This window comes from Xanthomonas nasturtii, assembly GCF_023337365.3.
In the GTDB taxonomy this organism is placed as follows: domain Bacteria; phylum Pseudomonadota; class Gammaproteobacteria; order Xanthomonadales; family Xanthomonadaceae; genus Xanthomonas; species Xanthomonas nasturtii.
This window is the reverse complement of record NZ_CP142084.2, coordinates 1,552,080-1,577,355: the sequence shown is the minus strand read 5'-3', so window position 1 is coordinate 1,577,355 and position 25,276 is coordinate 1,552,080. Positions and strand designations below refer to the sequence as shown.

25 protein-coding genes and 1 other RNA gene are annotated in these 25,276 nt (G+C 66.1%); 15 read left to right on the top strand and 11 right to left on the bottom strand.

Annotated features, from left to right (window positions below):
* The first annotated feature begins 201 nt into the window (after positions 1-201).
* From M3O59_RS06920 to M3O59_RS06890, 7 genes are read left to right on the top strand one after another with little or no spacing between them, the layout of a single operon-like run.
* On the top strand, positions 202-1,200 hold the full coding sequence (locus tag M3O59_RS06920) for an acyl-CoA desaturase (RefSeq protein ID WP_116906395.1): 999 nt from the start codon (positions 202-204) through the stop codon (positions 1,198-1,200).
* Positions 1,197-2,447: an NAD(P)/FAD-dependent oxidoreductase gene (locus M3O59_RS06915; RefSeq protein ID WP_116906396.1), complete on the top strand. Its 1,251-nt coding sequence runs from the start codon at positions 1,197-1,199 to the stop codon at positions 2,445-2,447. The genes M3O59_RS06920 and M3O59_RS06915 overlap by 4 nt, the downstream gene beginning before the upstream one ends.
* A complete protein-coding gene (locus M3O59_RS06910; RefSeq protein ID WP_181920617.1) occupies positions 2,447-3,331 on the top strand; it encodes a DUF1365 domain-containing protein in 885 nt (294 codons plus the stop codon). The genes M3O59_RS06915 and M3O59_RS06910 overlap by 1 nt, the downstream gene beginning before the upstream one ends.
* Positions 3,328-4,623 (top strand): SAM-dependent methyltransferase, encoded by a 1,296-nt coding sequence (locus M3O59_RS06905; protein ID WP_116906398.1) that lies wholly within the window; start codon positions 3,328-3,330, stop codon positions 4,621-4,623. The genes M3O59_RS06910 and M3O59_RS06905 overlap by 4 nt, the downstream gene beginning before the upstream one ends.
* On the top strand, positions 4,620-5,165 hold the full coding sequence (locus tag M3O59_RS06900) for a DUF2878 domain-containing protein (RefSeq protein WP_064631415.1): 546 nt from the start codon (positions 4,620-4,622) through the stop codon (positions 5,163-5,165). Before M3O59_RS06905 ends, M3O59_RS06900 begins: the two co-directional genes overlap by 4 nt.
* Positions 5,162-5,944 (top strand): DUF1295 domain-containing protein, encoded by a 783-nt coding sequence (locus tag M3O59_RS06895; protein ID WP_249047089.1) that lies wholly within the window; start codon positions 5,162-5,164, stop codon positions 5,942-5,944. The genes M3O59_RS06900 and M3O59_RS06895 overlap by 4 nt, the downstream gene beginning before the upstream one ends.
* 17 nt (positions 5,945-5,961) lie before the next feature.
* The gene (locus M3O59_RS06890; protein ID WP_249047088.1) at positions 5,962-7,032 is read left to right on the top strand and encodes an SAM-dependent methyltransferase; all 1,071 of its coding nucleotides are present in this window, start codon (positions 5,962-5,964) and stop codon (positions 7,030-7,032) included.
* A gap of 235 nt (positions 7,033-7,267) precedes the next feature.
* Here M3O59_RS06890 and M3O59_RS06885 read toward each other — a convergent pair whose 3' ends face one another.
* Both M3O59_RS06885 and M3O59_RS06880 read right to left on the bottom strand, forming a co-directional pair.
* Positions 7,268-7,615, bottom strand: a complete 348-nt coding sequence (locus M3O59_RS06885) for a RidA family protein (RefSeq protein WP_064631409.1) — start codon at positions 7,613-7,615, stop codon at positions 7,268-7,270.
* Positions 7,616-7,625: 10 nt separating this feature from the next.
* Positions 7,626-8,333 carry a DUF998 domain-containing protein gene (locus tag M3O59_RS06880; protein ID WP_064631463.1) on the bottom strand — a complete coding sequence of 236 codons (708 nt, stop codon included), beginning with the start codon at positions 8,331-8,333 and terminating at the stop codon, positions 7,626-7,628.
* A 263-nt stretch (positions 8,334-8,596) separates the two neighbouring features.
* On the opposite strand from M3O59_RS06880, the gene mprF reads away from it, so the two are divergent.
* Positions 8,597-11,161, top strand: coding sequence for a bifunctional lysylphosphatidylglycerol flippase/synthetase MprF (gene mprF / locus M3O59_RS06875; RefSeq protein ID WP_064631407.1), 2,565 nt, complete (start codon positions 8,597-8,599; stop codon positions 11,159-11,161).
* A gap of 586 nt (positions 11,162-11,747) precedes the next feature.
* Here mprF and M3O59_RS06870 read toward each other — a convergent pair.
* The 8 genes from M3O59_RS06870 to M3O59_RS06835 form a co-directional block, all read right to left on the bottom strand.
* Positions 11,748-13,121, bottom strand: coding sequence for a virulence factor family protein (locus M3O59_RS06870; RefSeq protein ID WP_116906401.1), 1,374 nt, complete (start codon positions 13,119-13,121; stop codon positions 11,748-11,750).
* A gap of 87 nt (positions 13,122-13,208) precedes the next feature.
* A non-coding RNA gene (locus M3O59_RS06865) (sX9 sRNA) lies at positions 13,209-13,285 on the bottom strand.
* Positions 13,286-13,337: 52 nt separating this feature from the next.
* Positions 13,338-13,520, bottom strand: coding sequence for an oxidoreductase-like domain-containing protein (locus M3O59_RS06860; protein WP_064631403.1), 183 nt, complete (start codon positions 13,518-13,520; stop codon positions 13,338-13,340).
* 62 nt (positions 13,521-13,582) lie between these two features.
* A complete protein-coding gene (locus M3O59_RS06855; RefSeq protein ID WP_116906402.1) occupies positions 13,583-14,188 on the bottom strand; it encodes an HD domain-containing protein in 606 nt (201 codons plus the stop codon).
* A gap of 35 nt (positions 14,189-14,223) precedes the next feature.
* Positions 14,224-14,826, bottom strand: coding sequence for an RNA 2',3'-cyclic phosphodiesterase (gene thpR, locus M3O59_RS06850; protein WP_116906403.1), 603 nt, complete (start codon positions 14,824-14,826; stop codon positions 14,224-14,226).
* 273 nt (positions 14,827-15,099) lie between these two features.
* Positions 15,100-15,555 (bottom strand): PA2169 family four-helix-bundle protein, encoded by a 456-nt coding sequence (locus M3O59_RS06845; RefSeq protein WP_116906404.1) that lies wholly within the window; start codon positions 15,553-15,555, stop codon positions 15,100-15,102.
* A gap of 222 nt (positions 15,556-15,777) precedes the next feature.
* Entirely contained in the window at positions 15,778-15,951 is a 174-nt protein-coding gene (locus M3O59_RS06840; RefSeq protein WP_116906405.1) for a hypothetical protein, read from the bottom strand.
* A gap of 181 nt (positions 15,952-16,132) precedes the next feature.
* A complete protein-coding gene (locus tag M3O59_RS06835) occupies positions 16,133-17,344 on the bottom strand; it encodes an MFS transporter (RefSeq protein WP_147308533.1) in 1,212 nt (403 codons plus the stop codon).
* 221 nt (positions 17,345-17,565) lie between these two features.
* On the opposite strand from M3O59_RS06835, the gene M3O59_RS06830 reads away from it, so the two are divergent.
* The 3 genes from M3O59_RS06830 (at position 17,566) to M3O59_RS06820 (ending at position 20,907) form a co-directional block, all read left to right on the top strand.
* Entirely contained in the window at positions 17,566-18,684 is a 1,119-nt protein-coding gene (locus tag M3O59_RS06830) for an alkene reductase (protein WP_147308534.1), read from the top strand.
* A 465-nt stretch (positions 18,685-19,149) separates the two neighbouring features.
* Positions 19,150-20,199, top strand: a complete 1,050-nt coding sequence (locus M3O59_RS06825) for a L,D-transpeptidase (RefSeq protein ID WP_181920618.1) — start codon at positions 19,150-19,152, stop codon at positions 20,197-20,199.
* 471 nt (positions 20,200-20,670) lie between these two features.
* The gene (locus tag M3O59_RS06820) at positions 20,671-20,907 is read left to right on the top strand and encodes a hypothetical protein (protein WP_181920619.1); all 237 of its coding nucleotides are present in this window, start codon (positions 20,671-20,673) and stop codon (positions 20,905-20,907) included.
* 122 nt (positions 20,908-21,029) lie between these two features.
* Here M3O59_RS06820 and M3O59_RS06815 read toward each other — a convergent pair whose 3' ends face one another.
* Positions 21,030-21,365, bottom strand: coding sequence for a zinc ribbon domain-containing protein YjdM (locus tag M3O59_RS06815; RefSeq protein ID WP_064631387.1), 336 nt, complete (start codon positions 21,363-21,365; stop codon positions 21,030-21,032).
* Positions 21,366-21,479: 114 nt separating this feature from the next.
* On the opposite strand from M3O59_RS06815, the gene M3O59_RS06810 reads away from it, so the two are divergent.
* The 4 genes from M3O59_RS06810 to M3O59_RS06795 all read left to right on the top strand — a co-directional run bounded on the left by M3O59_RS06810 (position 21,480) and on the right by M3O59_RS06795 (position 25,221).
* Positions 21,480-22,529, top strand: coding sequence for a cation diffusion facilitator family transporter (locus M3O59_RS06810; protein ID WP_147308535.1), 1,050 nt, complete (start codon positions 21,480-21,482; stop codon positions 22,527-22,529).
* A 329-nt stretch (positions 22,530-22,858) separates the two neighbouring features.
* Positions 22,859-23,332 carry an FKBP-type peptidyl-prolyl cis-trans isomerase gene (locus tag M3O59_RS06805; RefSeq protein WP_064631383.1) on the top strand — a complete coding sequence of 158 codons (474 nt, stop codon included), beginning with the start codon at positions 22,859-22,861 and terminating at the stop codon, positions 23,330-23,332.
* 139 nt (positions 23,333-23,471) lie between these two features.
* Positions 23,472-24,848: an Hsp70 family protein gene (locus M3O59_RS06800; protein WP_064631381.1), complete on the top strand. Its 1,377-nt coding sequence runs from the start codon at positions 23,472-23,474 to the stop codon at positions 24,846-24,848.
* A 187-nt stretch (positions 24,849-25,035) separates the two neighbouring features.
* Entirely contained in the window at positions 25,036-25,221 is a 186-nt protein-coding gene (locus tag M3O59_RS06795; RefSeq protein ID WP_010366034.1) for a hypothetical protein, read from the top strand.
* The last annotated feature ends 55 nt before the right edge of the window (positions 25,222-25,276 follow it).

The window sequence follows — 25,276 nt, the reverse complement described above, 5'->3', positions numbered from 1 at the left end:
GAGCGCTTGGCAAGCACGGCGTTCCTGCTATCAGCCTCATCCGCGTCAGCGTCAGCTGGCGCAGGCAATGTGTGCGCAACTGCGCGATTCATTCGCCACGACAAGCGAACCCCGCCCATGCATGCGACGATCAAGCGGCCTGGTGCATCTGTTTGCCGGCAGCGTCCGTAAAAGGCCACGACTACACACGGAGAATCACGCGTGCCGAGCACTGGACTCGACCCTCACGCCGCAACGCCTCAGCCCGCCACCGCGCCACCGCGTGGCGGTGTGGCAGCCCGTATCGGCAGCCTGCGTCGCTGGGTGGATTCGCAAACCGACGAGCCCCTGGACGAAGCGCGCGCCGACCGCATCGACTGGCTGCGTGCGTTGCCCTTCATTGCCTTGCACCTGGCCTGCCTGGCGGTGTTCTGGGTGGGTGCGTCGTGGTTTGCGGTGGGCATGGCGGTGGCGCTGTACGCGCTGCGCATGTTCGCGCTCACCGGGTTTTACCACCGCTACTTCTCGCACCGCGCGTTCAAGACCTCGCGGGTGCTGCAGTTCGTGTTCGCTGCAATCGGAGCCACCTGCGTGCAGCGTGGGCCGTTGTGGTGGGCGGCGCATCACCGCAACCATCATCGGCATACCGACACCGGCCGCGACCCGCATTCGCCGGCGCAGCACGGCTTCTGGTGGAGCCACACAGGCTGGTTCCTGACACCGCGTAATTTCCGCACCGATTGGGAGGTGATTCCCGACCTGCGCCGCTTTGCCGAACTGCGCTTTCTGGACCGCTTCGACATCGTGATGCCGGTGCTGCTGGCGCTGGGCCTGTACCTGCTCGGCGACTGGCTGGCCGATGCGGCACCGGCCTTGAAAACCAATGGCGCGCAATTGCTGGTGTGGGGCTTTGTGATTTCCACCGTGGCGTTATTCCATGCCACCTTCACCATCAACTCGCTCGCCCATCGCTTCGGCAGCCGGCGTTTCGACACGCGCGACGATAGCCGCAACAACTGGCTGCTGGCGCTGCTCACCTTCGGCGAAGGCTGGCACAACAATCACCATTTCTTCCCCGGCTCCGCGCGCCAGGGCCTGCGCTGGTGGGAATACGACATGACCTGGTACGGGCTCACCGTAATGTCGTGGGTGGGGCTGGTGTGGGATCTCAAGCCGATGCCGAAGATGCTCACCCAGCGTGCCGAGCGGGTGAGGCAATGAGCGAAGGCAGGATTGCCGTGGTCGGCAGCGGAATCGCCGGCCTCGGCGCGGCGTGGCTGTTGTCGCGGCGCTATGAAGTGACCTTGTTCGAAGCGTCGGATTACCTGGGCGGGCACACGCATACCCACGACATCCAGCTGGAGGGCCAGCGTTACGCGGTGGACAGCGGCTTCATCGTGTTCAACCCGCAGCACTATCCGCTGCTCACGCGCATGTTTGCCGAGCTGGACGTGTGTGCGCAGCCAACCACGATGAGCTTTTCGGTGCACGATGCGCGCAGCGGGCTGGAATACAACGCCGGCAGCCTGAGCGGCTTGTTCTGCCAGCCGCGAAATCTGCTCAGCCCGCGCTTCTGGGGCATGCTGGCCGACCTGCGCCGCTTCTATCGCCAGGCACCGGCGGTGCTGCACAGCGATGAGCGCTTCAGCACGCTGGGCGCCTACCTGCAGCGGCACGGCTATTCGGAGGCGTTTCGCGACCAGCATCTGGTACCGATGGCCTCGGCGCTGTGGTCGTCGCCCTCGCAGACCATTCTCGAATTCCCGATGGGCCAGCTGATCGGCTTCATGGCCAATCACCACATGCTGCAACTCAGCGGCCGCCCGCAGTGGCAGGTGGTGCGTGGCGGATCCAACAGCTATGTGCGTGCGCTGCGGCGGCGTTGGCAGGTGATCGAACGCCTGTCCACGCCGGTGCACTCGATCCGCCGCGCGCCCAACGGCGTGACCCTGAGCTCGTTGCGTGGCGAAGAACATTTCGACCATGTGGTGCTGGCCTGCCATGCCGACGATGCGCTGGCTTTGCTCAGCGATGCCACGCCGGCCGAACAGCAGATCCTTGGCGGCATTACCTACCAGGACAACGACACCGTGCTGCATACCGACGCCAGCGTGCTGCCGCGCGACAAGCGCGCCTGGGCCGCATGGAACGCGCACGTGCCGGCAGACCCGAACGCGGCGTGCACGGTGAGTTACTGGATGAACGCATTGCAGTCGATCGCTTCGCCGCAGCCGTTCATCGTCAGCCTCAACCGCGACCACGATATCGACCCCGGTAAAGTGCTGCGGCGCATGCGCTATCGCCACCCGGTACAGAACGCGGCCGCACTGGCTGCGCAGACGCGCAAGGCCGAAATCCAGGGCGTGCAGCACACCTGGTTTGCCGGCGCGGCGTGGGGCTTCGGCTTTCACGAAGACGGCCTGCGCAGCGGCGTGGACGTTGCGCATGGCCTGGGGGTGCACTGGTAATGCAGCTGTTGCGCGAAGCCCACACCGACGAAGTGCCGTTGCCTCCCACCGAGGGCAGCGGTGCCGGCCGCGTGGCGGCTCCGTTGCGCAGCGCGATCTACACCGGCTGGGTGCGGCATCGCCGATTCCTGCCCAAGGCGCTGCATTTCCGCTATCGCCTGTTCCTGATGTACCTGGACCTGTCCGAGCTGGATCAGGTATTCGCACAGCGTTGGTTATGGTCGGTGGGGCGCGCCAACCTGGCGCAGTTCCGGCGTAGCGATTACCTGGGCGATGCGCAGGTTCCGTTGGATCAGGCGGTACGCGATTGCGTGCAGGCGCACACCGGCGAGCGCCCGGAGGGTGCGATTCGGCTATTGACCCATCTGCGCTACTTCGGCCACGTGTTCAACCCGGTCAGCTTCTACTACTGCTTCGATCGCCACGACGGCCTGCGCTGGATCGTGGCGGAAATCACCAACACGCCCTGGCAGCAGCGCCATACCTATGTGCTGCCGGTGGCGCAGGCGCGCACGCACCGCGATGTGCACGCATGGCGCTTCGACAAGCGCTTCCACGTCTCGCCGTTCATGGGCATGCAGCACCGCTACGACTGGCGCTTCAGCGTGCCGGATGCGCAGTTGCGCGTACACATGGATGTGCTGGACGCAAGTGGCGACGACGCCGGCGGAGCAATCGACAACAGCGGCACGCGCCGCTTCGACGCCACCCTGGTGCTGCAACGCCAACCGCTCACCGGGCGCAACCTGGCGCGCACCTTGCTGGCCTATCCGTTGATGACGGTCTGGGTGGTGATCGCCATTCACTGGCAGGCCTTGCGCCTGTGGTTACGCGGCAACCCGGTCCACGACCACCCTCACCCGCCTGTGCGAGAACCCCGATGAGCGCTACGTCCCTGCCCGATCACGCTACGCCGCGCACGGCCTCCTGGACGGACCGCCTGCTGCGCAAGCGCCTGCTGGCCACGCTCGGCGAGCTGCGCGACGGGCAGCTGCACCTGCATGAAGCCGGCGCAGTCACCACGCTGGGCACGGCCACCGGCGCCGATGCCCTGCACATGCAACTGCGCGTGATCGACCCCGGTTTCTATCGCCAGGCTGCGCTGAACGGCAGCGTCGGTGCGGGCGAGTCGTACATGGATGGGCAGTGGCAGTGCGATGACCTGGTGGCCTTGATGCGGCTGCTGCTGCGCAACCGCGAGCGGCTGGATGCGATGGAGACCGGCACCGCGCGTGTGGGCGGCTGGGCCATGCGCAGCCTGCATACGTTCGCGCGCAATACCCGCAGCGGCAGCCGGCGCAACATCGCCGCGCACTACGATCTGGGCAACCCGCTGTTCAAGCTGTTTCTCGATGAAAACCTAATGTATTCGTCGGCCATCTTCGTCGATGGCGAAGAAGCGCAGTGCGAAGCGGCGCTGGAGCGAGCGGCCACGCGCAAGCTCGAACGCATCTGCCAGAAACTGCGCCTGGGCCCGCACCACCATGTGGTGGAGATCGGCACCGGCTGGGGTGGTTTCGCGCTGCATGCCGCGCGCGCCCACGGCTGCCGCGTCACCACCACCACCATCTCGCGCGAGCAGTTCGAACTGGCCACGCAACGTATCGCCGCAGCCGGTCTGAGCGACCGGGTGACGGTGTTGTTGCGCGACTACCGCGATCTGGAAGGCCGCTTCGACCGCGTGGTGTCGATCGAGATGATCGAAGCGATCGGCCACCAGTATCTGAACACGTACTTCGCCAAGGTCGGCAGCCTGCTGGCCGACGATGGCGAGGCGCTGATCCAGGCCATCACCATCGAAGACCATCGCTATAAACAGGCGCTGCACTCGGTGGACTTCATCAAACGGCATATCTTCCCGGGCAGCTTCATTCCTTCGGTGGCGGCGATGACCGGCGCGGTTGCGCGCGCCAGCGATCTGCGCCTGTTCAATCTGGAAGATATCGGCCCCAGCTATGCGCTGACCTTGCGCGCATGGCGGCAACGCTTCATGGCGCAGTTGCCGCAGGTGCGTGCGCTGGGCTACGACGAACGCTTCATCCGCATGTGGGAGTTCTATCTGGCCTATTGCGAAGCCGGTTTTCTGGAACGCTCGATCGGCGATGTGCATTTGTGGCTGAGCAAGCCCGGCGCACGCCCGCCGCAGTTCGTGCCAGGCCTTGCCACCGACGCATGAAACAGCTCGGCAACTACCTTGGCCTGCAGGTGCTGTGGCTGGTGGCGGTCAGTGCCGCTGCACATGCGCGCACTTGGCCGGCGCTGCTGGCACTGGCCGTATTCGCGCTGTATCAGCTGTGGCCGTCGCGCCGCGCGCCGGGCGATGTGCAGTTGATGACCGCGGCGTTATCGCTGGGATTGTTGCTGGACACCACGCTCGCCGCAGGCAATTGGGTGCGCTACGCCGCGCCATGGCCGGGCAGCCTGCTGGCACCGCCGTGGATCCTGGCGTTGTGGCTGGGCTTTGCGCTCACCCTCAATCATTCGCTGGCCGCGGTGATGCAGCGGCCGTGGCTGGCGGTAGTGCTCGGCGCCATCTTCGGGCCGTTCTCGTATTGGCTGGCGCAACGCAGCTGGCACGCGGTGGAATTTCAGGCGCCCTACCTGCACGCCGTGCTTGCCGTAGGCATCGGCTGGGGCGTGGCCTGCGGCGTGTTGTCGCTGTATGCACGCCGGCTGGCGCGACCACTGCCGGAGCACATCACCGGAGAATTGCAATGAATGCCTGGCCGCTGCTGCATGTGGGCGTGTTCGCAAGTGGGGTGATGCTGATCGGCTGGCTGTGGCAACGCCGCAGCGGTAACGCCGGCCTGGTCGATGTGTTGTGGGCGAGCTGTCTGGCGGTGGCTGCGCCGTATTGCGCGTGGATGTCCGACGGTGCGCTGCTGCCGCGCGTGCTGGTGGCAGTGCTCGGCGGTGTGTGGGGTGCGCGCCTGGCGCTGCATCTGGGCGTACGCGTGTTCGGGGACCCGCACGAAGATGGCCGCTACCGCGCGTTGCGCGAGCACTGGAATGGCAGCCAGAGCAAATTCCTCGGTTTCTTCCTGGCCCAGGCGGTGGTGGTGGTGCTGTTTGCCGTGCCATTTCTGGCCGCGGCAAGCAACCCGAATCCCGACTGGAGCGTGTGGAGCGCCATCGCGATTGTGGTGTGGTTGATCGCGGTCGGTGGCGAGGCGCTGGCCGACCGGCAGCTGTCGGCGCACAAGGCCAACCCGGCCAATCGCGGCAAGACCTGCCGCAGCGGGCTGTGGCGCTATTCGCGCCACCCCAATTACTTCTTCGAGTTCGTGCACTGGTTCGCCTACCTGGCGCTGGCCGTCGGTGCCGGCCCGTGGCCGCTGGCGCTATGCGCGCTCGGGCCGGTGGTGATGTTCGTGTTCCTGTATCGCTTCACCGGTATTCCTTACACCGAGCAGCAGGCGCTGCGCTCGCGTGGCGAGGATTACGCCCAGTATCAGCGCAGCACCAGCGCGTTCTTTCCGCTTCCCCCTTCGTCCTGAGTTGCCTGGAGAGTTGCATGTCTACCGTCACCGTCCCGCCCTCCACGCAGCCCGAAGAATCCTTCGCCACCCGGCTTGCCGAATCCGGCGTGTTGCCCGACGCCGCGTTGCGCTACGGCATCCGTCGCCTGTGCGCACAACGCCTGCGCGATGAGCGCGGCAACGATGCCGATGCCAACGGCGAACGCCAGCGCGCCTTCATCGACAGCCTGCGTGCCAGCGCCATCGCGATCGAAACCGACGCGGCCAATCGCCAGCATTACGAATTGCCGCCGCAGTTCTTCACCCTGTGCCTGGGCAAGCGGCTGAAGTACAGCAGCTGCTATTGGGACGCGAGCACACCGGATCTGGATGCGGCCGAAGAGCGCATGCTGGCGCTGTATGGCGAACGCGCCGAACTGGCCGATGGCCAGCGCATTCTGGAGCTGGGTTGCGGCTGGGGCTCGTTGACCCTGTGGATGGCCGAGCGCTATCCGGGTGCCAGCATCACTGCGGTTTCCAACTCACGGCCGCAGCGCGCACATATTCTGGAGCAGTGCCGCGTGCGCGGGCTGGGCAACGTGCAGGTGATCACCGCCGACGTCAACGCGCTGGCGCTGCCGCCGGGCAACTTCGATCGCGTGGTGTCGGTGGAGATGTTCGAGCACATGCGCAACTACCGCGAGCTGCTCGCGCGCGTCGGCAGCTGGCTGGCACCGGGCGGCAAGTTGTTCGTGCATATCTTCTGCCACCGCGATCTGGCCTACCCGTTCGAAGTGGCCGGCGAAGGCAACTGGATGGGCCGGCATTTCTTCACCGGCGGGCTGATGCCGGCGGCCGATACCTTGCTGCATTTCCAGCAGGACGTGGTGATCGAACAACGCTGGGTGCTGTCGGGCGAGCATTACGAAAAGACCGCCAATGCCTGGCTGGAAAATCAGGACCGCCATCGCGACCAGATCATGCCGCTGCTGAAGCAGACCTACGGCGATGACGCACAGCGCTGGTGGCAGCGCTGGCGCATGTTCTGGCTGGCCTGCGCGGAGCTGTTCGGCTACGACCAGGGCCGCGAATGGGGCGTGGCGCATTACCGCTTCGTCAAGCGCTGATCGCGCAGCGCGCGCCGTGACGAGGTTGCCGCCTGCAAACATGGCAGCCGTCATCTCGGCGCTTCACTCAGGCTGGCGCTTCAGCAAGCGCGGTGGCGATGTGACCAAGCCGGCGCGCAAACCGGGTTTTGCACCTGTGTGCGGACAACGCTGCAATACGATGCCGATTGCAGGTGCGCAGATGACACGACGTCGGCGCGCGCGATCGCCTCGCGATCGGCGCGCCGCCCTGCGATCAGCCCGCCGCAGCGGTGATCACGATTTCCACCTTCCACTCCGGCCGCGCCAACTTCGCTTCGACGGTAGCACGGGCAGGCGTGAAGCCGTGCGGTACCCACTCGTCCCAGGCGGCGTTCATGCCGTCGAAATCGGCGATGTCGGCGAGGAAGATTTCCGCACGCAGGATCTTGGTCTTGTCGCTGGCCGCCAGCGCCAGCAGCTTGTCGATCTCGCCCAGCACCTGGCGGGTCTGCCCGGTGATGTCTTCGCTCGTGTCATCGGCAATCTGGCCCGCCAGGTAACACACACCGGCATGGACGGTCATTTCGGACATACGCGGACCCGCATCGAATCGCTGCAGCATTTCAGACTTCCTACGGTTGATTGACGCGCGCATTGTCCCGCGAATGCGGCAACCGTGCAGCCCCGTCGCGCACGCAGTGCGCCAGCCACGAGCCCGCGCGCACCATCCAGACCACGATCAGCACGATGGCGATCTTCTGGCTGATGCCCAGCGGCGCGCTGGTCACGGTGACGTGGAACAGCAACACCGCAAACGCCGCGCAGCCGAGTACGAAGGCCGCAGGAAACTGCGCGCGCCACAGCGGATCGCGGCGCAGATACCACGATTGCAGCAACACCGCGGCAATCACGCACAGGAACGTCATGTCCGCCGACAGCACATGCACCATCTTGGCCGCCTCCGGCGCCAGCTCGGGCATCCAGCTGTCGCCGATCGACACCAGGCACAAGCCCACCGCCGCCATCCAGAACAGACCCAGCACCGTGCGGCTGCGCGCGGCCGGCACCAGCGCCGCGTACAGGCCAAGCGCCAGCCACGCCATGCTGGCGGCCAGCAGGCAATAAGCGGTGCGCAGCAGCAAACCGTGAGGACCGTGCAGATAGGCGCTCAGTTGCGCCTCCACCCACCACAGATCGCGACGCAGCCATTGCAGCACCAGCACCAGCCCGATGAAGGCCACGCCGGAAACGGCGGCAATGCTGCCGGCGTAGCCGCTCCAACGCGGCGGCCGGGTCCGCGCAGTGTGCGCGAACGTTGGGAAATCCTGTTGATGGAGCATCAGCAGCCTGTCTGCCTTCCAACTGTCATGGCGGTCCTGTGTTGTTCGCGCGGCACGTGTGTGCGGCTTTGCCCTATGATGCGCGCGGCCGGCCTGCACCGACACTGTGTCGGCACGATCGAACCACGCGTTCACTTGATGTCGGCACCGTCGCGATCACGCTGCATGCACCTTCAACCCCACCGGCCCATGCACTGCAGACGCGCGCGCGGCACACCTCGTGCATGCGCCCTCCTTCCCTTTCAGCAGAACCCGTTGCCCTCATGACGGATACCCCCGTGTCTTCCGAAACGCCCGCCAGCGGTTGGCGTCGCGCCCTGCCGGTGATCATCAGCCTGGCGATCCTGGCGATGGCCCTGCATGCGCTGTCTTCGCAGTTCACCGACCACGGCTATCGCCAGATCCGGCAGGCGTTCCGTGCGCTGGGCGCGGGGCAGATCGCGCTGACGCTGCTGCTCGGCTTGAGCAGCTATGCGTGCCTAGTGGGCTTCGACTGGGTGGGACTCAAGCGCACCGGCAAGCGGCTGCATCCGGCGCGGGTGGGCATCACCGCCTTCATGGCGCATGCGGTCGGGCAGACCCTGGGCTTTGCCGCACTCACCGGCGGCGCAGTGCGGCTGCGCGGCTACGGCAGCGTGGGGTTGACCCTGGCCGAGATCGGCCAGGTGGTGCTGATGAGTACGCTGGGTTTCATCTTCGGCGCATGGGTGTTGCTTGGCCTGGCCTTGATGCTGGAACCGGAAGCGGCCGCACGCGCGTTGCCGATCACCGCCCAGGCCATCCGCATCGCCGGCATCGGCCTGATGGTCGGCTATGTCGCCATGCTGGTGCTGGTCGGCCGCCAGGGCCGCGAGTTCGGCATCCGCAGCCACCGGTTCTGGCTACCCGACCGCACCACCGTGCTGGGCGTCACCGCGCTCAGCGTGGTCGAACTGGGCCTGGCTGCGGCGGCGTTCTACGTATTGCTGCCGCCGGACCCGGGCACCGGCTACTTCGGCTTTATCGGCATCTGGCTGGTGGCGGTGGTGGCCGGCCTGATCTCCACCGTGCCGGCCGGTCTGGGTGTGTTCGAGTGGAGCCTGCTCAAGCTGCTGCCGCATGTCACGCCCGCCGCAGTCCTGGCGGCGGCGCTGGCCTACCGGGTGACCTATTACATCGTGCCGTTGCTGATCTCGGTGGCGATGGCGGCCGCCTCCGGGCTGGGCGCGCCGGTGCGCGCCAGCGCCAGCACGGCGCGCACGGTGTGGAAGGCGCTGCGCCCGTGGCTGCCGCAGATTCTGGCGCTGGCAGTGTTTGCAGTGGGTGCGGCGCTGGTGATCGACGGCACCCTGCCCACGCCCCGCGCGCGCCAGGAAGTGGCGCCGTTGCCGCTGATCGAAACATCGCATCTGCTGGTCAGCCTGGGCGGCATGCTGCTGCTGCTGATCGGCCAGGGCCTGCAGCGCCGCAGCCATGCGGCCTGGATGCTGGCCCTGGGCGTGTGCGTGCTGCTGCCGCCGCTGTCGCTGCTGCGCGGCAGCCATATCTCGGTGTCGCTGTCGGCGGCGCTGGCAGCGGTTGCGCTGTGGGCCGCACGCCGCGAGTTTTACCGCCAGGGCGCGCTGCTGGACGAAGCTTGGTCGTGGCGCTGGCTGAGCAACCTGGGCCTGGTGCTGGTGGCCACCTTCTGGCTGTTGTTCTTCGTCTACAGCCATGTCGAATACAGCAACGACCTGTGGTGGCAGTTCGCCACTTCGGCCAATGCGCCGCGTGCGCTGCGCGCTGCGCTGATCCTGTGCGTGGGCGTGATCGTGTTCGGCATGGCGCGCCTGCTACGTGGCGGGCGCCGCCCGATGCCGGCCGCCGATGCAAAGACGCTGCAGACGCTGGCACCGATCCTGGAGATCAGCACCGACACCCAGGCCTGCCTGGCGTTGACCGGCGACAAGGCCTTCCTGCTGGATGAGCAGGGCCGTGGCTTTGTGATGATGCAGCGCTACGGCGGCTCGCTGATCTCAATGGGCGACCCGGTGGGGCCGCCGGAGGTGGCACGCGCGTTGATCTGGCGCTTCCGCGAAGAAGCCGACCACATGGGCCTGCGCCCGGTCTTCTACCAGGTCGGCGAAAAGTACTGGCAGACCTATCTCGACATGGGGCTGACCCTGGTCAAGCTGGGCGAAGAAGCGATCGTGCCGCTGGAAGGTTTCACCCTGGAGGGTCGCGACCGCGCCGATCTGCGCCAGGCCTGGAACCGCGGCAAGCGCGGCGGCCTGAGCTTCCGCATGCTGCAACCCGAACAGGTGGACGCGGTGTTGCCGCGTCTGGCCGAGGTGTCGGAGCAGTGGCTGGAAGAAAAAGCCGGCGAAGAGAAAGGCTTTTCGCTAGGCAGCTTCGATGCGGACTACCTGCGGCGCTTCCCGGTGGCAGTGGCCGAGGCCGAAGGCCAGATCGTGGCATTCGCCAACGTGTGGTGGGCGCCGGCCGGTGGCGAACTATCGGTGGATCTGATGCGACATAGCGCACAGGCGCCGAAGGGCACCATGGATTTCCTGTTCATCGAGTTGTTCCTGTGGGGCCAGGCCAATGGCTACACGCGGTTCTCGCTGGGCATGGCGCCGTTGTCGGGGCTGGCAGAGCACCGCCTGGCCGGACGCTGGAACCGCTTCGCCAGCCTGGTGGCACGTCACGGCGAGCGCTTCTACGGCTTCAGCGGCTTGCGTCGCTTCAAGTCGAAGTTCGCCCCGACCTGGCGCCCGCGCTACCTGGTCGCACCCGGCGGCATGCATCTGCCGGCCGCATTGCTGGATGCCACCCGCTTGATCTCGGTGGATCCTGGGCGGCAGGAGTAAGGTAGCGCGAGACGCCGGCGCCAGACATGCCGGTCTGGCCGGCGCGCATTAGTGCCCGCCCGAGCCGATGAGGAAATCGCAGGCGCATTTCAGCGCCTGAGATTGGCTTGTCGAACAGCGAGCGCAAATCGTGAGAGCGGGGTGTCGCATCCCGGGGCGGGACCGTGTGGCGGCATGGATGCCGCCACCAAGCTTCCAGGGATGGATTCACAGCGTGTCCCGACACCGGATGCGGCGCCGCGCTGCCGCCTAACTCCGTACACCGATCAATCGGTGCACAGCGTCTATCGTTTCCATACGAGTGCTTCGGTCTGCCGAGGGCGCTTGCACGCGTACCGGCGTGAGACACGCCGCAAGTACGTCCTTGTAGGCTCTGGCGCGGCATCCATGCCGCTCAAGGTCCCACGCCGGTACGCGTGCAATCACCACCTGTGATCCTCGACGGCTGAAAGAAGAGCAGCGTCAGGAGGAGCGGCGTTCAGTTGAATGATCGAACGTCTGCACGTTGTCTTTGGCAGCAACGTACTAACGTAAGACGCCGCCATCGCCAGCTCGTCGCAAAGCAGGGCAAACGCTGTTGCATGCCTTACGGCTTCGACAGCCCGTGCAACTGCTCCATGATCGTCTTGGCCAGGGTCGCGTAATCGCCTTTGAAGTGGTGATCGCCCGGCAGTGCGACCCGCTTGGCTGCATCGGCTGGCAGGCTCGGGCACAGCGCGTCGTCGTCGTCCTGGCCGTAGATGCACACGGTGGTACCGGCTGGCAGGCGCTGCACTTCGGGCGCGATCGGCAGGCCTTCGTCGTCCGAGCCCAGCCAGTTGCTGACGTGGAATTCGTAGTCGGCCAGCTTGCCTACCGACAGCAGCGCCGTCATGCGGATGTTCTGCCTGGTCGCTGCCGGCAGTTTGTTGATGGCCGCAGGCAACACATCCGCACCTTGCGAGAACCCGACCAACACCACCCGCTGGCGCTGCCAACGCTGCGCATAAATGCGTGCGATGCGATCCAGGTCGGTGGCGAAGCCTTGCGGCGTGCGCTCGGTCCAGAAGTACCGCAGCGAATCCAGGCCGACCACCGGAATGCCCTGCGCTGCGAGTGCGTCGGCCACTTCTTCGTCCAGGCCGGCCCAGCCGCCATCGCCGGAAACGAAGATCACGAAGGTGTCGTCGTCACCGTCGCCATCGGGCTTGGCCGGCAACTCCACCACCGGCAAATCGGCCAGACCGCCTGGCGGGGGTGGCAACGCCACGCCCTTCTGCTCGCCCAACGAGCGGGCCGCGGCACGCAGGCCGGGCAGGATGTCGCCCTGCGCAGACCGCTTGAAGGTGCGCGCCTGCGGCACCTGCTTGAGAAAGCCCTGTTCGGCAGCTGCCGGGCAGCGCTTGTCCTGGCTGGCGGCAAGCACCCAGGGAATCTGCAGCGGCACCGGCACCAGCGTGTTGCTGCCCGGGCGCACCCCCGGCTGGCAGATCGCCTGGTCGGACACCGCAGCCGGGCACAACCCATCGGTGAGCACACCGGCCAGCACATGCGGCTTGGCTTGCGCGGCGATCGCGTAGGCCAGTGCCGCGCCTTCGCCATCGCCTACCAGCAACGGCAGGCGGTAGGTGGAGATGCGATAGAAGGCCTGCACGTAGCGCGAGAAATTTTCCACATCGCCGACCGAGAACGCGCAGGTACCGCCGGCCTTGCGCAGCACCGCGTACAGGTGCGCGGTGTCCACCACCGCCACCATCGCACCGTCGGCACGCAGGCTTTCGGCCTGGGCCTGGCGCTTGGCGGCATTACCGGCACCGGCCAGCCAGATCACCACCCGCTGCGGCTCGTCCTTGGGCATCAGTACCGGCACCTGCTCGAAACGGCCATGGCTGACCGGTTCCGGCGCCTGCGCGGCGGCCATGCCCGATAGCGTCAACACTGCCGCGCCGCAGAGCGCGCTCCACATCTCAAGTCGTCGCATGTCGCACCATCGGGAAAAGTAGTTCAAAGATAATCGTTCCAGGCTGAAGCGCGAAGTGCAGCACTGCGCTCACTGCGCCGTTGGAGTGGCTAGCAAACCGTTGCGCGCCGTGATCAAACGGGTGTGGACGGCGCGCTCGGAACCGCAGTGTACGAGTGGCACATGCTGCACCGAGCAACAGCCGCGCCCACCTGGCAGTGAGCACAGTCGTTTTTGTCAGCCGCTCTTCGCCGGCTGGCGCGCTTCCCATGCCGCCAGGGTCTGGCGGTAGCGGGTCAGCTCTTCGGCATACAGATCGTGCACGCACAGCGGGCAGCCGCTCTGGCAGCATTCGTTCGGCGCAGGCGGCTGCGGGGCGATCGGGCGTGGGTCGGGGCTGGAAGCAGCGCTGTCGTGCATGCGCCATTGTAGCGTGCGCCTCGGCCACATCCGGGCGCACCGCCCGGATGTGGCCGAGGCGCTCAGCGCCCCAGCCGGCGGCGCAGGTTGGCGCGCGCCGCAGCGTCGTGATGGGTGTGGAAGTAGTCGCTCAGGAAGATGCGGGGTTGCTTGAGCACGCCGGCCAGGAAGCGGTGGCGATTGAGCCGGAACAGCACACCCGGCACATGCCCGCGATATTCCTCGGCAATGGCCTGATCGTAGGCATCGAACACCGCTGCGGGCGCGGCCAGAATCGCTATGTCGCAGTCCAGGAACAGCGCAGCGTCTTGGTCCACCTCCTGCAGCTGCAGCTGCCCATGCCGCGCGGTGAGCAGGATCAGCGCCTGCACGCGTTCGACATCCACCTGCGCCTGTGGCCACCAGCGCGGGATGCACTCCGCCGCCCACAGCGCAGATTGCGCCTCGTTGTCGCTGCGTCCGGGTCGATACACCGCATCGTGGAACAATACCGCCAGCCACACCTCTGCCGGCTGCCGCCAGCCGGGCCCGGCGGCGACCTGCGCATAGTGCTGCAGCACTGCGCGCACATGGCCGAAGTGGTGGTAGGCGCGCGGCGGCGTGGCGTAGGCCTGTTCGAGTGCGGCCAGCTGGTCGGCGTACAACGGCAATGGCGTGGGGATGTCCATCCGCGCAGGCTACCGCGTGCGCGCAGCGGTGCCCATCAGCGCAGCGACCAGCGGCCTTCGATCTGATATCGCGACTGGGCCAGAAAGCTGCGCACCAGCGCGAAGTCGCGCACTGTCCAGGCCAGCGCATCGCAGCGCCGTTGCGGCACCGCCTGATTGCAGTACAGCAGCGTCATGTGCGGTGTGTATTGCGCATCGCCGGCAATGCCGACATGCGCAAGTTGCCGCCCCAACGCGCCCTGCAACTCATACAGCCCGCGCACCTGTTCGTCGCCCCGCAGCACGCAGGGAAGTTGCGAGCGCCTGCCACCGAAGGTGCCCACCCGGTCGAATTCCACTGCGAACGCATCCATCGCCACGCGCGCCGCGGCCTGACTGGCACGGCTGACCAACGATGGCGGCAAACCGCCGGCGTAATCGCCCAGATGATGCAGGGTCACATGCAGCCGTTCGCGCGCAAGCGGCTTGCCTTCGGCATGCCCGCCTTGCAGCAGGCTGTCGGCGACCCGCGCCGCACGTTCGGCGGTGGGCGCGTCGGCCATCACCGCGAAGAACAGCCGTTCGGTGGGTTTCTCTTCCCCAAGCCCCAGCGACAACTGCGCCTCGGCCGATGACAGGTAAAGAAACTGCTGTTTCATGGCTGAATTCCACGACCGCGCAACGCGGACCTGCCTGGACAAGGGCGGCGGATACTAGCAGACCCGCAGCGTGCCGAATATGCCGACGTGCATGATGCCGATGTGGAACCTGTTGCGCTGCGTGGAACTGCAATTGCAGCGTTGGATCAGCTCCTGGGGCTGTGCTGCGCCACAAAAAGAAACGGGCAGCGTGCACTGCCCGTTTCCGCCTTTATCGTTTTACTCCGGAGCTGCATCGGATCGGTGACGATGCACTTCGGTCGAGCGCGCAGGTTATGCGGCGCTCTTCATCGCATGCTTGCGGTTACGCATGACGTCGTGGCAAGCACGCACTTCCGGCAGCAGGCGCAGTGCAGCGTCGCGTGCAGCGGCCGGGGTGTCCTGGTCGGCGATGGTTTCATCGAAGGCCTTCAGCAGACGGTCTTCCGACTCTTCCAGCTCGGCCACGTAGCCGTACTTGGTGTCGCCCAGGGTTGCGCGGACCTTGCCGTAGAACTGCTGCATGCTGCCCACCATGGTGCCGTGCTGCTCCGGCGTGCCGCCAACTGCGGTGACCACACTGCTCAGGCTGCTGACGATGTCGGTCTTGACGCCGGCAATGCGACGGAACAGCGTCGCAAGCTCCGCATCGCCTACCTTGGCTGCGGCTTCGTCGTAGAAGTCCTTGCCGTCGCGCGAGATGGCGATAAGGTCGTTGAGGCTATGCTCGGTGTTGCTCTGAATGCTCATGTGTGGCTCCTTGTTGTGATGAACCGACGCTGCGCTGTGCGATGACTGCGCGTGCGGCGGGAGGTTGAGTCAATCGATGGGTTGATTGCGTTGCCGTCGCGTTGTGTACGGCCTCATCCTGGCGCCGCCTGCATAATCGATATGTGAGCGATGCGGGCATTGTCCTCACACCATCGTGCAGGCGATGAATTGCAATTCATCGATGCCAACAGCGGGTCAAGATCACTTCGGTTGACGACTGGCCCACATGTTGTCGACCAGATTTGGATAGGGCCGCCCGGCCTCTTCGGCACGCTGCTTGGCCACGGCCTTCTGCGCATCGGTCAACGGTGTCGACTTCGCCTTGCCCTTTGGGTTCGGGCGCTTCCACGGCGGCGGTGTGAAGTCGTCGGTCATGGCACTGTCCTGTCCGCTTGGGGGAAAGCACGAAGTCTCGCTGGCAGGCCGTGAGATGACCGTGGTCGTGGTCGTGGTCGTGGTCGTGCAATGCGGCCATCTTGCACAGCTGCATGGCAAGGCCAGAGCGCTTGCGTTCGACGAATCCGTGCCAGGCAAATCCGCGTTGCCGTGCAACGTCTCAGCAGTTCGCCAACACCGCACGTTGCTGCCGACGCTCTTGCCATACCGCCAATGCATACACCAGCAAACCGCCGAGCGCGGTGGCCGCGCCAACGTAGCCGGTGGAGGTCCAGCCCCAGCCTGCAGTAATCGCCATGCCACCCAGCCATGGGCCCAATGCGTTGGCCGTGTTGAACGCCGCATGGTTGGAGGCCGCGGCCAGGGTCTGCGCTTGGGCTGCCACATCCATCAAGCGCGTCTGCAGGGCTGGCGCCAATGCGCCCATGGTGCCCACCGCCACGATGGACACGAACACCCACAGGCCCGACTGCGCCGCCAGCGGAAAGGTCAGCATCACCACCACCGACCACAGCAGCAGCACCGGCACCGCGCGGAACTGCATGCGGTCGAACAGCCAACCGCCCAGGATGCTGCCAAGCACACCGCCCACACCGAACGCCACCATGGCCAAGGGAATGCGCGCTGGCGTAACGCCGGTCACTGTAGTCAGTGTCGGCGCGAGGTAGCTGAAGACGCAGAACATGCCGGAAAAGCCCACCGCACCGATCGCCAATGCCAGCCAGACCTGCGGCTGATTGAACGCACGCAACTCGCGCAACGGCTGCTGCCGCGGCTCGTCCGGCTGCGGCGGCAGCAAGAGCGCCACCGCGGCCACCGTGCCCAGCGCAATCACCGACACCGAGGCATACGCCCAGCGCCAACTCACCATCTGGCCCAGCCAGGTCGCCAACGGGTTGCCCACCAGCAGCGCGACGCTCAAGCCCAGCAACACGCGCCCCACTGCGGTGGCACGTTGATTGGGCGGGCTGATCGATGCGGCCACCAGCGACGCAACACCGAAGTACGCGCCATGCGGCAAGCCGGCGATGAAGCAGCACAGCAGCATCGTGTGGTAACTCGGCGCCAGTGCGCTGGCCACGTTGCCCAGCGCATAAAACACCATCAACAGCAGCAGCAAGGTGCGCCGCGGCCAGCGTGCACCCAGGATCGCCAACAACGGCGCGCCGACCACCACGCCCAAGGCATAGGCGCTGATGACGTGGCCGACCTGCGGCTCGCTGATCTGCAAGCCCTGCGCAATCTGCGTCATCAGGCCCATGGTGGAAAATTCGCTGATGCCGATCGCAAAGCCGCCCATCGCCAGCGCAAGCAGAATCAGCACGTAATCGCGCCGGGACACGCGGGGCGTGGAAAGATCGGTATCGGTCATGCCCGACTCCAGAGACGGCGGGGCGGCCTAGTATTGTGCAATGCAGCAAATCAGAAAAGGCCGGCGCCCGCTGCGATTCAGCGCCGAAGCCCAGCGCGTCACAGTTCCAGTCGTTTCAACACCATGGAAGACGCTGTGTCCTATCTGCATCGCTCGAATCTGCTTGGCTGCGCCTCCATCGATAGTGTGCACCGCGATCGGCGCGGCGTCGCGCCTGGCGCGTGATCAACTTTGACTGGTTGCTGATGTCCACATCCACTGAATCCCCCTTGTTCTCTCCGGTGCGCCTGGGCGCGCTGGATCTTGCCAACCGCGTGATCATGGCTCCGTTGACACGTAACCGCGCCGGCGACGGCCAGGTGCCCTCGCCGCTCGCGGCCGAGTATTACGGCCAGCGCGCCACTGCCGGGCTGATCGTGGCCGAAGGCACGCAGATCAGTCCGCTCGGCCAGGGCTATCTCGACACCCCCGGCATCTACAGCAAGGAGCAGGTCGCCGGTTGGCGCGCAGTCACCGACGAAGTGCATCGCCGCGGCGGCAAGATCGTGCTGCAGCTGTGGCACGTGGGCCGTGTCTCGCACACCAGCGTGCTGCCGCCGGGCGAAGTGCCGGTGGCGCCCAGCGCGATCCGCGCAGAAGGCAAGACCTTCACCAAGAACGGTTTCGAGGACGTGTCAGAGCCGCGCGCACTGGCACTGGAGGAAATCCCCGGCTTGATCGAGGAGTACCGCATCGCTGCACATAACGCCATCGATGCCGGCTTCGACGGCGTGGAAGTCCATGCGGCCAATGGCTACCTGCTCGACCAGTTCCTGCGCGACAGCTCCAATCAGCGCACCGACGCCTACGGCGGCGATATCGAAAACCGCACCCGCCTGCTTGCCGAAGTGGTGCAGGCGATTGCCGACGAAATTGGTGCCGAGCGCACCGGCGTGCGCTTGTCGCCGGTGACCCCGGTGTATGGCGCGCACGACTCCAACCCGCAGCCGCTGTTCGAGCGTGCGGTGGAGAGGCTGAACCTGATCGGCGGGCTGGCCTTCGTGCACGTGATCGAGGGCGCCACCGGCGGCCCGCGCGACAACATCGCCTTCGACTACGCCGCGCTGCGCGCCAAGTTCGAGGGCGCCTGGATCGCCAACAACGGCTACGACCGCAGCATGTCCGAACACGCTATCAGCAGCGGCTATGCCGATGCGATCGCCTACGGCCGCCCGTTCATCGCCAACCCGGATCTGGTGCGCCGCCTGCGCGAGAGTGCGCCGCTGGCCGAACTCGACCAGGCCACCATGTATGGTGGCGGCGCCAAGGGCTATACCGACTACCCCGCACTGCCGGAGTAATCGCCTGATAGCGGCTGATATCGCGACCGCAGCTGCCATGGCGGCATGCGGTCGCTGCGCCGCAAACAGGTGCAAGCTATGTTCGCTGTTGGCGGCCGTGCGGTACTTGGCTTGCGTGCCGGCCGTTCGCAGCACCCTGCAAATGAGGCTATGCAATGCCCACAGCCATTGCCCTGCGGTGGTTGCGGGGCAGCGGCAACGCGCACCGACGCACTACACGCAATCGGTCCGCACCACCGGTGGCGTGCTGGCGCAGCCCCTCTCCTGCGGAAGATGGGTGGGGTGAGGGTACGGGGGCGAAGCCACAGACGTGTGGAAGCTTCCACACACCTGCACAGCCAGCTGCAACACGCACCCACCAGTGCCGGGCGCTGTTTCGCATGACATGCCATGACCGCCGGCCAGTACATGACGCGCACGCCCTGCCCCGCTAGGATCGTGCCATTCCTGTTGCTGGATGCACCGATGCGGCCTCTGCTCACCTTCGCCTTGTTTTGCACGCTGCTGATCTGTGGCCAGGCCGTTGCCGTGCCGTTCTGGGGCGCGCGGCAATCCAGTGCCGCAGACACGCCGCCCGCGCAACTCAAACCGGGCGAATGGATCTGGGGCGGCGTCAGTAGAGGATGGGGGCCGATGGCCGTGATCGTCAGCCTCACCGAGCAACGCGCCTACGCCTATCGCAACGGCATTCTGATCGGCGTCTCCACGATCAGCTCCGGCAAGCCCGGACACGAGACGCCCACCGGTGTGTTCACCATCCTGCAGAAGGACAAGGACCATCGCTCCAGCATCTACAACGCCGCGCCGATGCCATACCAGCAGCGGCTGACCTGGGACGGTGTGGCGCTGCATGCCGGTGGCTTGCCCGGGTATCCGGAATCGCATGGCTGCGTGCATCTGCCATCGGAATTCGCGCGCCTGCTGTTCGACAATTCCAATATGGGCATGGTGGTGGTGGTCGCGCAGGCCGGCATCGATGCAGACGACGTGGTGCACCCGCGCGCGCTCAGCCCGATCGACCCGACCACCGGCGCCGAGCGCGCACTGCTGCCGTTGCCCAACGGCCAGGTCTTTGCGTGGCAACCGGAGCTGGCGCCGACCGGCCCGATCTCGATGCTGGTCAGCAGCAGCGACCAGCAACTGATGGTGTATCGCAACGGCGTGGAAATCGGACGTGCGCAAGTCGCATTGCGCGCACAACCCGGCGCCGCGCCACTGGGCACGCAGGCCTTTATCGTCGGCCAGGGCTATCTGCCCGGCAAGGTGGCCGGACTTCCCGGGCAGCGCATGCCCAACTGGATGCGCATCGGCATTCCAGGCAGCAATGCTGCGGCAGGCCAGGCACTGGATGCAGACACCGTCGCGCGGCTGCAGGTGCCGCCGGCCTTTCTGGCCGGCCTGCTGCCGTTGCTCACGCCGGGCGTGGTGCTGGTCGCGACCGACCAGCGCATCCTTCCGGAAACCACTGGCGGCAAGCTGCAGGTACTGGATTCGGATCCGCCTGAAGCGCCGTAAGTGCATTGTTGGAGCGGCGTAGTCATTGGCGGCGTGGATGTGGAGCCGCTGCTGCCTGCTTCGCTGCGACTGGCGGTGTGAACCGCATTTTGCAATCCGCTTTTTTCGCGTTTGTCGCAAGACTGCCCGCAACTGGCCGCACAGCCGGATGCCAGCCTGCTGGCTGCGCACGGCTGGGTCTGCAACGGCGCACCTGCATATGTGAGCGCCGGCCAGCAGCGCTGCGCAATCGCTCAGGTCGCCCCACTCAGCGCACGCGACTACGCCGGCCTTGCACGTCGACGCGATCCCGATGGCATGCCGATCCTGGAGGGCGTCAGCGTGCGCAAGGCGCGCCGCCGCAACTTCGCCGGCTCCTCCAGCTATTGCTTCAATCCCAGCATGCTGCGCTCATGGTCGGAAGACGGCCAGGGCCTGGTGGTGGAAGTGTCGCCACGTCATCCCGGCACGCACCGTCATTACCGCGTCGAACTGATGGACAGCTGCCGCGAACTCAGCGGCGCACCGCCCATCCGCTTCGTCTCCGGCATGGGCTTGAACGCGATCTGCGGCAACCCGGGCGACAAGGTCGACGTGCTCGACGAAATCGGCATTGCCGGTGCACGCACCGTGGCTGGCGCCGAAGGTGATCTCAGCAGCACGCGCGGCGGCATGTTGTCGCGCATGCGGCACAGCTGCGTGGTTGCAGCGGTGTATCGGCGCGATTGATCGTGTCGCAGCGAGGAGCACGCTTGCGCGCGATAGGCGTTATCGAGAATGCTTCATCGCGCGCAAGCGCGCTCCTACACACGCGGCATGCGGCATGCGGCATTTCCATCGCCGCAGCTGTCTTACGCCTTGCGCAGGAAACAGGTCTTCAACACCAGGCCCTTGATCTTTTCCGAGTTGCCTTCGATGTGCTCGGCATCGTCTTCGACCAGGCGGATATTGCGGATCACCGTGCCCTGCTTGAGCGGGATCGAGGAGCCCTTGACCTTCAGGTCCTTGATCACGGTCACCGTATCGCCGGCCTGCAACACATTGCCGTTGCTGTCGCGCACCACCGTCGTGTTCGCGGCGGCCTCGCCTGCGCTCCATTCGAAGCCGCAGTCTGCGCAGATCGACAGCGCGCCATCGGCATAGGTGTTGTCCAGTCCGCAGTGCGGACAGGCAGGGACGGTGGACATGCAATTCCTTGATCGAAGCGGGTGTGGATTGTAGCCGCCCGGCCGCGCGATCACGCACCCGGCACGGCCACGGCGCGATAGTGCGGCGCTTGTCGAATGCCCCGCAGATCGCGCATGTCCAATCAGCCAGTGCCCACTTCCCCGCCCGCCACGTCAGGCGCCGCCAACGCCGAAGCTGCCGGCCCCGCCGCTCCCGGCAATGGCCCAGGCAAGCCCAAAGGCTCGCATCTGGTGGTGTATGTGGCGCTGGCCGGCAATCTGGCCATTGCCGTGGCCAAGTTCATTGCCGCCGGCATTTCCGGCAGCTCGGCCATGCTCAGCGAAGGCGTGCATTCGCTGGTGGACACCGTCAACGAAGTGCTGTTGTTGTACGGCTTGCGCCGCGCCGCGCAGCCGCCCACGCCCACCCATCCGTTCGGCTACGGGCGCGAGTTGTATTTCTGGAGTTTCATCGTCGCGCTCCTGGTGTTTGCGATGGGCGCCGGCGTGTCGCTATACGAAGGGATCGTGCATCTGCGCAACCCGGAGCCGGCCAAGAGCCATCTGATCGCCTACATCGTGCTTGGCGTGTCGATCGTGTTCGAAGGCATTTCGTGGGTAGTGGCGCTGCGCGAATTTCGCGCCAAGAAAGGCCGCATGGGCTATTTCCAGGCGTTTCGCCAAAGCAAGGACCCCAGCACCTTCACCGTGTTGCTGGAAGACAGTGCCGCCTTGATCGGCCTGTTCATGGCGCTGCTCGGCCTGGCCGGTGCGCAACTGTTGGACATGCCCGAACTCGATGGCATCGCCTCGATCGGCATTGCCGGCGTGCTGGCGTTTACCGCCTTCCTGCTGGCGCGCGAAACCAAGGGCCTGCTGATCGGCGAACCGGCGCATGCGCATGTCACCGACTCGTTGCTGCGCATCGCCGCCGGCGACCCGGACGTGCGTGCGGCCAATGGCGTGCTCACCATGCAGCTGGGCCCCAGCCAGGTCGTTGCCGCATTGAGCGCCGAGTTCGAAGACAGCCGCACCACGCCGCAGATCGAGGCCTGTGTCGGGCGGATCGAAGCTGCTGCCAAACAGCAGCATCCCGAACTCACTGCCCTGTTCATCAAGCCGCAAACCCCGGAAACCTGGCGTGCGCGGCGCGCGCAGATCGAGCGTGGCGCACAGACGGACTGAGCAACGCGACAGCGTGTGCGTGCATGTAGGTGCGGTATGCACACGCGTTGGTCTGGGCAAATTCGGCCTCGCATGGTCAGGCAGCAAATACGCTAGCGCTTGAGAATACGAGCGTAGCCGCAGCGCATTCGAACCCTTCACTGTGCTGACGCGTCCATCCACTGCGCGCGTTCGTGACACGCATTCCACCAAGCTGATCCTCGCTTCAACCGCAATCCCTGCTGCGGTTGCATGATCCAGTGCGATTGCCTACGGTGTGCGTGCAGCATCTCTTCGCATCGTGAAGTAGCCGATGCATTCCCCTAGATCACCCGTCATGGAGGTTTCCAATGGAAATCAGCCAGGGTCGCGTTGCGACCATTCACTACACCCTTTCCGACGACAGCGGCCAGGTGCTCGACCGCTCCGCGCCCGACGCGCCGCTGAGCTATCTGCATGGCGCCGGCAACATCGTGCCGGGCCTGGAGAAAGCACTGGAAGGCAAGCACCTGGGCGAAACACTCACCGCCGACGTGGCACCCGAACAGGGCTATGGGCCGCGCCATGAGCAGTTGATCCAGCACGTACCGCGCGACGCGTTCCCAACCGATGTCGAGGTAGTGCCCGGCGTGCAGTTCGAAGCGCGCACCCAGCAGGGTCCCGTGCTGGTCACCGTGACCGAGGTCGGCCCCGAGCAAGTCACCGTGGACGGCAATCACCCGCTGGCCGGGCAGACCCTGCACTTCGCGGTGGAAGTGGTGGCAGTGCGCGAAGCCACCAGCGAAGAACTCGACGACGGTCACGTAGCCGACATCGCCGCCTGACCCGGCGCGCGCCGCACGCTTTGCTAGCTGCGGCGCAGGCACGCCGCGCTTCGGTAAAAGCGCAAGCGGCGTAGCCGGTCTCGACGACGGATGCGGCAGCCGTAGTAAAGTGCGCGGCCCGCTCTCCAGGCCCGTCCGCATGAAACTCGGCATCGACTTCGGTACCAGCAATTCCGCCGCCGCGGCGATCGTTGATGGGCAAGTGGTGCCGGTGCGCTTCGGCGAGGCCTTGCAGTTCCGCACCACGGTGTATTTCCCCGACACCATGCGCGACCCGGACGATTTCAGCCTCACACCGGCGCTGGAATACGAGGTGGAGCGGCTGGTCGACTCCGGCCGCCGCGACGCAGTGGCCGCCGGCCGCACGCCCAACAACGACAGCCTGCGCCGCGACGCGATTCGCATCGTGCGGCGGCAATGGATGGAAGAACAGGTGCGCGAGCCGCGCAGCTCGGCCGCCTTGCTGCAGAACGCGGTTTACGGCGACGAGGCGCTGGATGCGTATTTTCTCGAAGGCGAAGGCAGCCTGGTGCAAAGCCCCAAATCGATGCTGGGCTACAACCTGCATCCGCGCGCGCGCCAGACCATCACCGGCATCGCCACGCACGTGCTGGAGCATATTCGGCTGACGGCTTCGCGCCAGTTCGACATCAACATCCGCAGCGCCACCCTGGGCCGCCCGGTGCAGTTCCGCAGCTCGATCGGCGAAGCCGGCAACGCGCAGGCGCTGGAGATCCTGCAAACCGCCGCAATCGCCGCCGGCTTCGACAGCGTGGATTTTCTCGAAGAACCCGCAGCGGCCGCGATGCATTACCACGTCAGCCACGACAGCCGCCACGACACCGTGGTGGTGGATATCGGCGGCGGCACCACCGATGTTGCGCATGCCAGCGTCGGCGGCAGCGCTGCGCCGCAGGTGCACCGTGCCTGGGGCATCGCGCGCGGCGGTACCGATATCGATCTGGCGCTGAGCCTGGCCGCCTACATGCCGCTGTTCGGCCGCGGCATCACCCGCGTGCCGACCCACCATTACGTGGAGGCGGCGATGGTGCAGGACATGACCCGCCAGCGCGAATTCCGTCTGCACAAATATCAGGACGTCCCAGCCCCCTTCGACAAGCGCCTGCAGGCCTTGCAGGACACTGGCAACACCGCGCGCCTGTACCGCGGCGTGGAGGCCTGCAAGATCGCACTCAGCGAGCTCGACCAGCATCAGGCCGCCCTGGACTTCATCGAGCGCGGCTTGCGCGTGGACGTGCAGGCCGACGCGCTGGTTGCGTCTGCTTCCAACTATCTTGGGGAACTGGAAGCACTGCTGGCGCAGGTGCGTGCCGACATGGCTGCCGCACCGGCCACGGTGTTCCTGACCGGTGGCATGTCGCGCGCCGGCTATATCCGCGACACCGTGGCTGCGGCGTTCCCGGAATCGCGGCTGGTGCATGGCGACCCCTCCTTCGGCGTGGTCCAGGGCCTGGCGTGGGCGGCCGCGCAGGGCCCCCGTCCGTCGGACGGTTAACACACCGGGCGGCTCACCCTCTATAATGCGCGGTTGCTGCTCGACGCCCCGCCGTCTTGTCTGCATGGCACGCCCGCCGTGTCACCGCGATTGCGCACCGAACGCCATCGCACTCTCGACACCGCTTCTGCGCGCGCCACCCTAGCCGCACGCGGTGTCACCGCACTTCCCCGCTACAGGAGGCCACATGGCACGTCCCGCGACCAAGCAGAAATCCCAGCCCAGCATCGCTCGCAGCGAAGGCAAGTCGCAGCCGCTCAGTCGTGAGCGCATCGCTGCCGACATTGCCGCGTTCCGCAAGACCGGCGGCCGGATCGAAGTGCTCACCACCAACTTCGGCCCCGCGCGCAACGACGGCGACAAGATCGCTTGAGCCAGCTAGCAGCACTGCGCATGGCCGCCAGGCGGGTGTGAAGTCGAAATACCCG